We start from the raw sequence: 13,037 nt of genomic DNA on the forward strand, positions 1-13,037 counted from the left end.
GCCAAAGAGGTCAAGGATGCCGTACACAAATACATTCGTTTTTATAACCACCAACGTTTCCAAAAGAAATTAAATAACCTGAGTCCTTATGAATATAGGACTCAGGCTGCTTAAGTGTGCTTTTTTATTCCTGTCTACTTGACAGGGGTCACTTCAAAGAAAGGGCTGTCTTTTTATTTAGTAAATGTATTTTAATAACAATCAAGTTCATATTAGATAATGGAATAGCTAAGTTTATTAAGTGATATTACTGAATTAATAACTATTCAGTAAAAGGAAAGAAATCCACTTTTATCCATATTTTTGTTATATTTAAATAAAGACAAATGATTAGTTAGTTTTTATATGGGGGGAATGAAATGGGAGTAACATTAAATCCTCTACAAGAGCAAGCTGTATATACTACTGAAGGACCACTTTTAATTATAGCAGGACCTGGTTCGGGCAAAACGTTTACCCTTGTTGAAAGAATAAAACATATAATCACAACAAAAGATGTTAATCCAGAAAATATTTTAATAGCCACTTTTACTGAGAAAGCGGCAAGGGAGCTTTTAACTCGTATTTCTAATCGATTAAATGATGCTAATATTTCTATTAATCTAAATGAGATGTATATAGGTACTATCCATTCTATTTGTTTGAGAATTTTGGAAGATAATCGAGAATATACTCGGCTTAAGAAAAATTATCGAGTACTTGACCAATTTGATCAGCAGTACCTAATTTATCAAAATATAAAAGAATTTACTCAGATACTAAATTTTGAATTAATTGTTCCAGAAAAACTTTCAAAATGGCATCAAGCTAAAACAGTTTTAGGATGGGTTAATAAACTGACTGAGGAATTAGTTGATATCAGTAAACTTGAATCCTCGCAGGACAAAGTTATACGTATCTTAGCAGAAATTTATAAAACTTATCATGATATTCTTGAAAGAGAAAATGCTTTAGATTTTTCTAATATTCAGAGTGAGACTGTGCATTTATTGAAAAATAATCCAGATGTGCTTGCTAAATTGCAAGAAAAAATTCACTACTTAATGATTGACGAATATCAAGATACAAATACTGTCCAAGAAGAATTAATTTTTTTACTAGCAGGCAGCCGTCAAAATATTTGTGTTGTTGGAGATGATGATCAAGGACTTTATCGCTTTCGTGGAGCGACGATTCGTAACATACTTGAGTTTCCTAAAAAATTTCCTAAGGGAGTATGTCAAAAAGTTAATCTTTCAACCAACTATCGGTCTCACCCAACAATTATTGAATTTTATAATCAATGGATGGAAGAGAAAAACTGGACAGATAAACATGGAAATATTTTTAGATACGAAAAAGAAATTAAGCCGAGAGTGGGAGAATTTCCAAATATAAAATCCGTAGTCAAAGTGTCAAGCACAGGATCTATTGATAATTGGTTTAACGAGATTTACGAATTTTTAATGATGTTCAAAAATAAAGGTCAACTCACGGATTGGAATCAAGTCGCTTTCTTATTTAAATCAGTTAAAAATCCAAAGGTAAAAGCGCTGGCAGATTTTCTCGAAAGTAAAGGTATTCCAGTTTATTCTCCACGCTCAAACGCTTTTTTTGAACGAGAAGAAATTCGTTTGTTAATAGGAGCATACATGTTTATGTTCCCGCAAATTTCAAAATTTCGAAAATGGGACGATGAAATAGAACTTGATATTTGGAATTATTGTGATGAATGTTTAAGAGAGTTCGGAAATCAATTACGTAAAGAAGAAAATAAAGAACTTGCTCAGTTTGTAGTAAAAAAGGCGAAAGAGCATTCTAGTTTACAAGAAAACACAGACTATGGTTTTGCAGGATTATTTTATCAATTATTACAGTTCCCACTATTTCAAAAGTTTATTGATAAATATAACGGTTCTGTCTATGACAGTAGAGAAGCTCGTAATGTTGCGTTATTTTCACAATTACTAAGTAAATATGAATATTTACATAATTTATCTGTACTAACCCCTAAAAATTTAGAGAACCATTTAAAAATGTTTTTTAACAATTATTTAAGGTATTTACAAAATGGTGGGATTAATGAATATGAAGACGATTCTGAATATGCTCCAAGCGGGTGTGTTTCATTTTTGACAATTCATCAATCTAAAGGAATGGAGTTTCCAATCGTCATTGTAGGTTCATTAGATTCTACACCAACGAAACAATATAGCGATTTAGACGTTATTTTACAAAATAAGTATTATAACAAAAAACCTTTTGAACCAATTGAAAAAACAAAGTACTATGATTTTTGGAGGCTATATTACACGGCGTTTTCCAGGGCACAAAATGTATTAGCTTTAACATGTTTAGAGCAAAAGGCACAAAGGCGTGGGCAGAGAAATGTGCCAACAAAAGAGTTTGCTGATATCTATAGTACTTTACCGAGATGGAGAGATATAGATTTATTTAAAATCAAATTAGAAAAAGTGAAAGATGTAATTATAAAACGTCAATATTCTTTTACATCACATATTAGCTTATATGATATGTGTGCATTGCAATATAAGTTTTTTAAAGAATTGGAATTTGCACCTGTACGTCAAGGAACGACAGTATTTGGAAGTTTAGTACATCAGACTATCGAAGATATTCATAAGGCGGTTTTAAGAGGGGAAGAACATAAAATTACACCTGAAAAGGTAGAAGAATGGTTTCATGCCAATTATATGTATTTAGTGCAAAAAAATCGTGTATATTTGATGGAAACAACAAAAGAAGCGGCTTTACAACAAATAAAAAGCTATGTTGAAAATCAAAAACAAAATTGGTACAAAATTAAGGAAGCGGAAGTAGAAGTTTCATTAGTGAAGGATAATTATATTTTGAACGGTACAATTGATTTAGTACAAGGTGAAGGAGATACAGTTGAAATTATTGACTTTAAATCTGAGAAAAAGCCAGACCTATTTAATGAAAGAGATCGTATCGAGCATTATAAGCAACAGTTGGAGGTATATGCTCATTTAGTAGAGAAAAGGATGGGTCTAGAAGTAAGCAAAATGCATCTATATTATACTGGTGAGCAAAGCGGAAATCCATATATCACCTTTGTAAAAAATAACGCCTCCATTGACAATACAATTAAGACTTTTGATAAAATTGTTGAACGTATTGAAAGTCGAGATTTCGTTATCACCAAAAGACCAAAAAAGCATTGCCGAAACTGTGACATGCGTTTTTACTGTGATAATAAGGATAGGAAGGGTGAATTAATAAGTGGAAAACAGTAAAACTCAAAATGTTGATAACTTTAAGTTTGAACCTATAAAAGGATATCCGATGTTACATTGGAAAGGAAAACGCCCTTTTGAAAGTACTTCATATTATCCTGCTCAATTAAAAGAAATTCATGGTCAACATGACGAAAATGGATGGATGAACAAAATCTACTGGGGCGATAATCTCCAAGTTATGAGCCATTTATTAAAAGATTTTAGAGGGAAAATACGGCTTATCTATATAGACCCTCCATTTGACTCAAAAGCAGATTATAAAAAAGAAATAAGATTAAAAAACCAGACACTTACGAATGAATACTCAGCTTTTGAAGAAAAACAGTATTCTGATATATGGACAAATGACCAATATTTACAATTTATGTATGAAAGATTAATCTTGTTAAGGGAATTATTAACGAATGATGGATCTATATATTTACATTGTGATTGGCATAAAAGTCACTTGCTAAGATGTATCTTGGATGAGATTTTCGGAACGGAAAATTTCCGTGGGGAAATTGTTTGGAAAAGAACGTTTAATTCAGGTAGTAGTAAAGGGCTATCTAACAAATTTCCTACAAATACAGATACAATTTTTTGGTACAGTAAAAGTGAACAATACATTTTTAACAAATTGTTCAGACCTTACAGTGAAGGAGCATTAAAAAGGTACGATAAAGTAGATGAGAAAGGACGCCGTTTTAAGTGGAATCCTATGAAAACATACTCTCAAGAAAAATTAGAAAAGCTAATTGCAGCGGGTGAAGCTAAGATTATCCCAACCTCTAAATATCCTGTTTACAAGAAATACTTAGATGAATCTAAAGGGACACCTATGGATAACCTTTGGGATGATATTCCAGCAATGGGTACTTTTGCGCCTGAGAGACAAAACTATCCAACTCAAAAACCTGAAGCCTTATTAGAAAGAATAATAAAAGTAGCAAGTAATCCGGGAGATATTGTATTTGACTGTTTCATGGGTTCTGGTACAACACAAGCTGTAGCTATGAAACTGGGACGTCGCTTTATTGGCTGTGATATTAATTTAGGGGCGATACAAACTACTACTAAAAGATTACTAAATATTATGAGAGAGAATCCAGACTTAAAAACAGGATTCGAAGTTTATAATGTAAACAATTACGAATTTTTCAGAAACCCTGTACAAGCGAAAGAGTTGCTAATCGAAGCATTAGAAATTCAACCGTTACCTCACAACTCTTTATATGATGGAGAGCTAGATGGTCGTATGGTTAAAATTATGCCAATAAATCGTATTACAACGAAAGCGGATTTAGGAGAGCTAATTCAAAACTTTGATTATAAATTGTTTGAAAAACGTAGGGAAGAACGACCTAACCAACCAGTTGAGAAGTTATTGTTAGTATGTATGGGCCATGAACCAGATTTAAAATCGTTTTTGCAAAAACAGGTTCCTTATAAGTTAGATATTGAGATTGTTGATATTTTACGTGATAGACAAGATTTGCAGTTTAAGCGTGAAGCAGAAGCAGATATTGTAATCGAAAACGGAAAACTGGTAATTAAATCATTTTATCCTATGAATTTATTACAAAAGTTAAGCTTAATACGAGAAAATGTCGAAGATTGGAGAGAACTAGTAGATTCAATCATGATCGATTGGAATTACGATGGAGCTGTTCTTGAACCAAGCGTCGTTGATGTGCCAGATAAAAATGAACTAGTAAAAGGAGTTTATGATATTTCAGAAAATGCCGGAACTATTAAAGTGAAAATTACTGATTTGTTATCTGAGTCATTGGAGGTCGAAATAGACAATGGCTAAAAAAAGAACCCAGCAGGTTGATTTTGCATTTTACGAAGCGCTGCGTTACTTTTATTTAGAAAATAAAAGAAACATTCGTGCAGAGTATAAAAGTTTATCTAAAAAGTTTCTAGATTTTAACAGTCCGGAAAATCCTCAATCATTTTTGCGAGTGCCTCAATTTGAGGCGCTTGAAATGTATATTTTTTTGAAGGAGTATCTTGGTAACGCAAAAGTGCATGATATATTTGAAGATTGGTACTATGAAAAAAATAAGTTTGCGAAACGCATAGATGTTTTAGGAGTTGCTGAGTCACAACTAAGTTTTACGTTCCTAGATGAAAAATCATATAAAGCTGTATTCGAAAATATGAAGCAGTTCGCGGAAGAAAAGTTCCCAAACTATATTTTTGCTTTAACAATGGGAACTGGTAAGACAATCTTAATGGCTACTTGTATCTTTTATGAATTTCTATTAGCAAAGAAATATCCCAACGATCCACTTTATTGTCATAATGCCCTTGTGTTTGCACCAGATAAAACAGTTTTAGAATCTTTACGAGAAATTCAAACATTTGATAAGCGAAAGGTAGTACCGCCTGAGTATGTTTCATGGTTAGAAGCCAATTTAAAAATACACTTTCTAGAAGATACTGGAACAAGCCTGAACATTATTGAAAATTCTAAATATAATTTGATAATTTCAAATACACAGAAGATTATTTTAAAGAAGCAACATAAAGAAAAAACGCCTGTGGATAGTCTGTTTTCGTCGTTTGATTTACAAGGGGTTTATGAGGAACTAAAGGATATATACATCGAAAATGATACTGATTTAATGACGAATCAACGATTTGAAAAATTAAAGAGAATCGGTCAATTAGGAATTTATGTTGATGAAGCTCATCACGCCTTTGGTAATGAGTTGGCAAAAGATATGGGGATAAAAAAATCTCAAACTAGTCTAAGATTAACGATAAATGAATTGGCTAAAAGTCTAGAAGAAGCAGGCACAAGAGTTGTTGCATGCTATAACTATACTGGAACACCTTATATAGGAAGTCAGTTATTACCAGAAGTTGTGTATGCTTACGGCCTAAGGGAAGCAATTAATAATAAATATTTGAAGAAAGTTATACTACACAGTTATTCTAATCCGAAAGAAATTGAATATGTTCGTTTAGTGTTAAAAGACTTTTTCGATAGATATAATAATCATCGTTACGAAGGAATGTTACCTAAAATAGCGTTTTTTGGTAGCACAGTTGATGAGGTAAAAAATCAATTAGAACCGATTGTCAGACAAGTCTTAAACGAACTCAACATACCCGATAGTGTACTGTTAATTAATGTCGGTGATCCCAAAATTACTACAAACGATGATATTCGCGAATTTAACTTATTGGATTCCCCTTCTTCAACAAAACAAGTTATTTTATTAGTTAACAAAGGTCGGGAAGGGTGGAACTGTCGCTCATTGTTTGCCGTTGCCATGTATCGCAAACCAAAATCAAAGGTTTTTGTTCTACAGGCAACAATGCGTTGTTTACGAGCTATAGGCCCAAATCAAGAAACAGCAAGTATATACTTATCAGAAGAAAATAAACAGATATTAGAGGAAGAATTACAACAAAACTTTAGGATTGGAACGAAAGATCTCAGCGGTCAAGATGATGGGAAAAAATTGTACCAAGTAAAAGTACGACCACCAAAGGTTAAAGTTCCAATTAAACGCATTCGACATTTATATACATTAGAACGTAGGGAGAAAATTGATAAAATTGACTTTGAATTTGAAAATATGAATATGGAAATGTATAAATTAATGCACACTGTACAGGAAGGACTAGTAAGTCAATTTAGCCGTACCGAGGATATAACCGATTTACGCGAAAGACAAACATATAGCCTTTACACTCTTGTAGCTGAAATCGCCCGCTATTTAAATGAGAGTTGTATAAAGATAGAGAAGATACTCAAGAATGCCAAACAAAGCACTGATGAGATTTTAAGTTATGTCAATAAATACAATGAAATCATTTATGATCGTATTGTTCCTTATTTATTTAAAGCTATGTATAATCTCAAACCGGAGACAATTACCGAGGAAGTTGAGCTAGAATTAGTAAAAGAACCAAAAGAAGGATGCTACTATATTCGCGCAAAAGAGGATTTAGTTATTAAAGAGAAAGGGGCAAGATATACTTCAAAGACTTTTCATCTCGATACGTACTGCTTTGATTCAAAACCAGAAAAAATATTGTTCACAGATTTAGTAAACCATAAAGATGTTCAGGAAATTTATTTTACAGGTATGCTAACACATGGCCAAACAGAGTTCGCGATAGATTATATTGATCTAGAATCAAATCTTGTACGCAAATATTATCCAGACTTTTTAATCAAGAAAAAAGATGGAACATGGTTGATTGTCGAAGTCAAAGGTGATAACAAAATTGACGATCCATTAGTTGAAACTAAAAAACTAGCTGCAACAGAAATGGCTGGGGCCAGTCAAATGGAATATTATATTGTAAAAGGAACTGATGTTGAGAAACATTTTTATCCATTTATGATGAAAGACAGTCAAATAACTTATAAATATTAACATTTAATAAATCATATTTAATAGGTAAATAATAACTGATTTAATTCTGTTATTATACCAATTAAAACTGCTCCTACTAAATACTTAACGCCAGAACCCATCTGGCGTTTTTTTTTCAGCAATAAAATTGATATAATTATTTGTCTAAATTATATAAATCTTTTTACATAACTCGGTTCTACAAGAATATTGTGTATGTGACTTTTTTGATAGTATATTCTTAGAAGCTTTAATAGGACATTGTCCCCAGTCATTTAGTTGAAAAAACACTTGTTTTATTGATACAATAAAAGTATATCCATGTTTAGAGTCTAGCTGTAAGCTTGCGTTAATAAAAAAAGATATTGTTAACATCTTTTCTTTACTTCCGTCATTTAAAGTTTGGAGCACCAAAACAGTAGAGAGGATTTTGAAAGGTGGTATACCTTTTTTTGAAGTAGGTTTATTTTTATTTTGAAATAAAAAACTATACACCCAACAGGGCTATTTTATCATAATTTTTTACCTATCAGATGGAAGGAATTACTACAAATTTATCGAATTTTAAGAGTGTTATTTTTAAAAATAACAAGGGAGTATAGATTATGCGATTTCTTAGATATCCGGGTGGTAAACAACGTATGCTGTCTTTTTTGTCAGAATATTTACCAAATTCAAATTCAATACAAGGGACGTATATTGAACCTTTTGTTGGAGGGGGATCAGTATTTTTATATGTAAATCCAAAAAATGCTATTCTATCTGACTTAAATAGTGAGTTAATTGATTTGTATAAGGGAATAAGAAACTATCCTCATAAGGTATGGGAAATTTATTGTAGCTTCCCAACAGGTAAAAGTGCATATTATCAAATTAGGGATGAACAAATTGAAAAAAAGCCAATTTACTATAGGGCTGCAAGAACTTTATATCTTAATAGAACATGTTTTAAGGGGATGTGGAGACACGATAAGGAAGGTAAATTTAATGTTGGATATGGTGGGGAAGAAAGAAGATGGGCTGTTACTCATGAAAACTTAGTAAAATTATCAAAAAGGTTTAGAAAAGCTACTATACATAACAGTGATTTTGAAAAAATCATAGCAGTTGCTAAGAAAAATGATTTTATATTTTTAGATCCTCCTTATAAGCCAGGAGAAAAAGAAATGTATGAAGCTCATTATTCAAATGGTAAGTTTACTTTTAATGATCAAGTACGATTATCTGAATCATTAAAATCAGCCTCAGATAGGGGTGTAAAGTGGTTAATGACCAATTCTTCTCATAAAGATATAACTGATTTATATAAATCATTCAATATAAATAAAATAAATAAAGGTACAGGTTCATCGATTGGAGCTATGACAAGTGATTCAAAGGAAGTAATAATATATAACTTCTAAATCTGGAGGAAATATAGATATGAAAACATTTTTAGAAGATGCTGTAATGCATAATCATCCTATTCGTAAATTAACTGATTTCTTAGAAAGAGAAAGAATGTACGAAATCGCAGGGAAGTACGATGAAATGAGGTTTGTTGGGTATGCATTAGAGATTGGGTACGATACTGTTACAATTATTACTAGTGACCCTTTCAAAATTGCTGTTGGCGGCATCCCTAGAAACTCCTTATTAATCATGTGCCCGTCTTCATTTGAAGAAAATAATTTGAGCATAACTCCTCACTTTACTGTATTAAGAGTACTTGAATCAGCACCAACACCTTTAACTAATGAAACACAACAAACATATTTTGAACTTCAAAAAAAATCAATGCCTGAATTGGATGTATTCACTCAAGCTGAATTACAATGGGGAGCGTTAAAGACAGGGGTATTAGGTATGTTCTATCCAAACCCTGATAAGGAAAATCAAATGGAATTCTCTGGTGACATGAACAACTTCGTAAGTGCTCATAAATATAAAGTTTATGCTCCAGATGATGAATTACTAGATCTTATTGTGAATTCTATTGTCCCAAAAGAAAATAACTTTAAAATTGGTAAATTACGCTTAACAGAGTGTAGATTGCCTCTGCCAGGAAAGAAGCAACCAGATGTAGATGTCATAGTTTCTACTAAAGATTTTATGGGTGCAAGAACAGCGATGTTTGGTAAAACACGCTTAGGTAAAAGTAATGTAGTAAAATTAATTGTTCAGAGTTTAATAGAAACTACCAAAGAATCAAACAATGTAGGCCAATTGATATTTGATATTAATGGAGAGTATGCCAACGATAACCCTCAAGATGGTAACTTATCTATAGCAGGAGCATATCCCGACAGATGTGTGGTATATGCTTTAACACCAAAGAAAAATACTCCATCAAGACCCCTAAAAATAAACTTCTATGAGAATCCACAAAGTAGTAAAAAAATTATTGACAGCCTCTTACAAGAGAAGGGAAAAAGCTCTAACTATATTGAATCTTTTATGAGTGTTGAAATTCCCTCAATTGATGATATAAATGGTATGAAAGACGGTGGAGACAAAATAAGAGCAATTAGGAAACTCCAAATGTATTGGGCAATCCTTAAAAAAGCAAATTTTCCAATAAACGAAACAGATTTAAGAAAAATTGCACCATATACTAAGAATGTTTATGGTTTTAATCCAGGTTTCAAAGCAGAATTAAGAAAGAAAGCATATAAGCATTCAGTACACGAGGAGGAACCAGCACAACCTAACTCGCTAGATGCTTTAGTAAGAGAACTAGAGATAATAAAGAAGTTTTTGCAAGACAATCCTAATGATAAGGCATTAATTAGTGGTGATAAACCTTATTTTGATAGTGACGATAAAACATTATTAGAGTTTCTCTCTCCTAAAACTGGATCTGGCACTGATTTACTCAAGCCTTTTATAAAATACCACGATAGTAGAGCGGGAGACTTTATTAATGAAATAATAGAGTTCTTGGATAATGGAAAAACAGTAATATTAGATCTAGGTAATGCAAATGAAGAAGTAATGCAATATTTTTCAAGAAGACTGTCTCAGGCTGTCTTTAATCATCAAACTGATAAATTCAGTAACAATGCTTTAGGAAACCATTTTATCCAACTATACTTTGAGGAGGCGCATAACCTATTTTCGCCTAATGATAATGATGAAAATACGAAAATTTATCGTCGTTTTGCAAAAGAGGGAGCGAAGTACCATATAGGTATGTTGTATTCAACTCAATCTCCAACAACAGTGAACAATGACCTGCTCGCACAAACAGAAAATTTCTTCGTTGCACATTTAGCATCAATGGATGATGTTAATAAACTAGCAAAAGTAAATGTTGCTTATGAGAGTCTCAAGGAAGATATATTAAATGCTAAAACTCCTGGATATATTCGAATGCTTACAAGGTCTCATCGTTTTGTAATTTCCATGCAAGCAATTAAGTTTGAAGCTAAGAGGAAAGAGGGTTAATTATATGCCTTACCAAGGAGGAGGTCGTTTACCTGCCCAAAAAGCTAGTAAAATTGGTCATCTTGATGTAATAAAAAGTCCTTTAGTTAAAAAACTTTGTGAAAATTTTGAGAATCCAGAGTATAAGCCAGAAGTAACGGGTGTAAAGTGGTTGGAGTTACCTGATGGAGGAAAGATTAGAGATATTATATTTGCTGTAGACGGATCTTTACAGGTTCTTGAAGGAAAAAAGCCACCTTACAAATCATTGGCTTTTGTAAAAACAGCATTAATTAAAGTTGACCAAGTGGCAGTATCGCGATTAGATAAGAATGCACCTAATCCATTTGCCTTAAGAGATTTAATGAAAAAATCGGCACAATATCATGCTACTGTATTTCCTTTGAGACATGTTAATGTTCCTAATAAGTCTGTTTACGACACAGTTAGAGAAGTTTTATATGAGTCTTTAAAAGATGAATCACTAAACGGCGAAATAATGGATACATTAAAATGGTTAGTGTTTGAAAAGTGGGATCCATTAAATCAAAAGTCATATACTGAAGAATTTGGGTGTCCTCACTGTAATAAAGAAGTTGCTAAACTACCATTGGATAAGGACGTTGGTGTATGCTCTAATTGCCGCAAAAAAATTTTTATTTCGGATTTGTTCGGGTTACATTTTAATATGAACGAGGATTTTGCACCTTCTCAAATAGCGTCTGATTATATGTCAATACATGAAACACTTATGATGTTAACTCCTGTTAGATATTATTGGGAAAATAGACGTGAGGTCTTAAATAGATGCCTAATTGTTAAGGACGGGCCTCTTTCACTTAGAGCAACATTGTCTAAATTATCTGCTCCTATTCGCCGTTTTATGAAATATGCCAAAGAGCAAGGTGTTGAAATAGCATTAATTGGGCAAGAAAAATCCGGTGCTTTCTTTGATCACCTTCAACTTATTGGAGGTGAAGCTCCTTTGCATTCTATTTTTCTACCAGATAATAAGTATATAAGAAATCAAATTCAACAATCAAATGCAATAGGAATTTATGGAGAGCATACTAATTATGGTGCAAAGGTTTTTGTAAAATTAGATAAATATAATTCGTTAGTTCTAAACATACCTACTGGAGAAAAAGGAGAATGTGTAGAAAATCCAGATCCAGAAAAATTAATAGCCTTAAGAGATATAGTAGCTACTTTACCAAGTATTATAAGTAACCTTCATGAAGGTGCACTTCTACCTATCGTACTGGCACATGGTGTCTCTTCTTTATCAACATATCCATCTGCAAAAACATTAGAGATGTTTTCGGAAGCAAGTATTGTTAAATAGTAAAATTTTTTTAAGGATGTGAATATGCTACCAATAAGTCCTTACACAATATTTCTGCCGTTACTCTTTTTGTTTAAAGAAAGTCTTCTAGTAGTAATAACCTTGCGCATCTGGAAAAAATAGGATTTATTATTAGAATTAGCTTAGAATAGTAAAATGATTAGGTTCTCTTAATTATTTCAACACATGCATTTCAACTTTTGCATGTGTTTTTTATTTCGAAAAAATTTGATAATATAAATAAAGGAAAATTTGGAATTGTGGTGGGAAAGATGCTAGATAATCTATTAATTGAACTTGCAAAACAGGTAGATTGTATTTTCACATTAAGCTCTAACGAACCAATATGGATAACAAATATAGATTCGAATGGGTTGTATGTGGAGTCAGAAAAATCGAGAGAGAATTTTAAAAATGGAGAACAGGATAAGCCTTGTAATCGGTCCCTTGCATGCCCCGAAGTATGTCGAAGATGATTAGATTATCAGAAAAAGAGAGTCCGTAATATTTCAAAAAATCACTCGGCTCTCTTTCTATTTTTATCCAGAAAATTCTGTTTAGAATCTTGATTTTCCTTCTTCATTCCGCTTTAATAAAATCGTATTCACCTATATCCTCTCAAAAATTTCCCCGAAAGGATGGTTCTGTCAACAACGGTGATAAAAT

Annotated in this window: 7 protein-coding genes; all 7 read left to right on the forward strand. The window is 32.2% G+C overall.

Annotated features, from left to right (window positions below; genetic code table 11):
- Positions 1–114 (forward strand): IS3 family transposase (locus ABES52_RS14865; protein WP_429651964.1); only part of this gene is annotated, 114 nt, incomplete at its 5' end.
- 245 nt (positions 115–359) lie between these two features.
- Positions 360–3,257, forward strand: coding sequence for a UvrD-helicase domain-containing protein (locus ABES52_RS14870; protein ID WP_429651958.1), 2,898 nt, complete (start codon positions 360–362; stop codon positions 3,255–3,257).
- Positions 3,244–5,055, forward strand: a complete 1,812-nt coding sequence (locus ABES52_RS14875; RefSeq protein WP_429651959.1) for a site-specific DNA-methyltransferase — start codon at positions 3,244–3,246, stop codon at positions 5,053–5,055. Before ABES52_RS14870 ends, ABES52_RS14875 begins: the two co-directional genes overlap by 14 nt.
- The gene (locus tag ABES52_RS14880) at positions 5,048–7,642 is read left to right on the forward strand and encodes a DEAD/DEAH box helicase family protein (RefSeq protein WP_429651960.1); all 2,595 of its coding nucleotides are present in this window, start codon (positions 5,048–5,050) and stop codon (positions 7,640–7,642) included. Before ABES52_RS14875 ends, ABES52_RS14880 begins: the two co-directional genes overlap by 8 nt.
- A 584-nt stretch (positions 7,643–8,226) precedes the next feature.
- Positions 8,227–9,024 (forward strand): DNA adenine methylase, encoded by a 798-nt coding sequence (locus ABES52_RS14885; protein WP_429651961.1) that lies wholly within the window; start codon positions 8,227–8,229, stop codon positions 9,022–9,024.
- 19 nt (positions 9,025–9,043) lie between these two features.
- Complete coding sequence (locus tag ABES52_RS14890) at positions 9,044–11,047, forward strand: ATP-binding protein (RefSeq protein WP_429651962.1); 2,004 nt, start codon at positions 9,044–9,046, stop codon at positions 11,045–11,047.
- A gap of 4 nt (positions 11,048–11,051) precedes the next feature.
- Positions 11,052–12,371 (forward strand): hypothetical protein, encoded by a 1,320-nt coding sequence (locus ABES52_RS14895; protein WP_429651963.1) that lies wholly within the window; start codon positions 11,052–11,054, stop codon positions 12,369–12,371.
- Positions 12,372–13,037 lie beyond the last annotated feature (666 nt).

It is taken from the genome of Aeribacillus pallidus, from assembly GCF_050478865.1.
Lineage (GTDB): Bacteria > Bacillota > Bacilli > Bacillales > JACDOC01 > JACDOC01.

What these genes read in the sequence shown, in the direction of transcription:
- ABES52_RS14885 (WP_429651961.1), top strand. Translation starts at nt 8,227, where the DNA reads ATGCGATTTCTTAGATATCCGGGTGGTAAACAACGTATGCTGTCTTTT.
- ABES52_RS14895 (WP_429651963.1), top strand. Translation starts at nt 11,052, where the DNA reads ATGCCTTACCAAGGAGGAGGTCGTTTACCTGCCCAAAAAGCTAGTAAA.
- ABES52_RS14880 (WP_429651960.1), top strand. Translation starts at nt 5,048, where the DNA reads ATGGCTAAAAAAAGAACCCAGCAGGTTGATTTTGCATTTTACGAAGCG.
- ABES52_RS14870 (WP_429651958.1), top strand. Translation starts at nt 360, where the DNA reads ATGGGAGTAACATTAAATCCTCTACAAGAGCAAGCTGTATATACTACT.
- ABES52_RS14890 (WP_429651962.1), top strand. Translation starts at nt 9,044, where the DNA reads ATGAAAACATTTTTAGAAGATGCTGTAATGCATAATCATCCTATTCGT.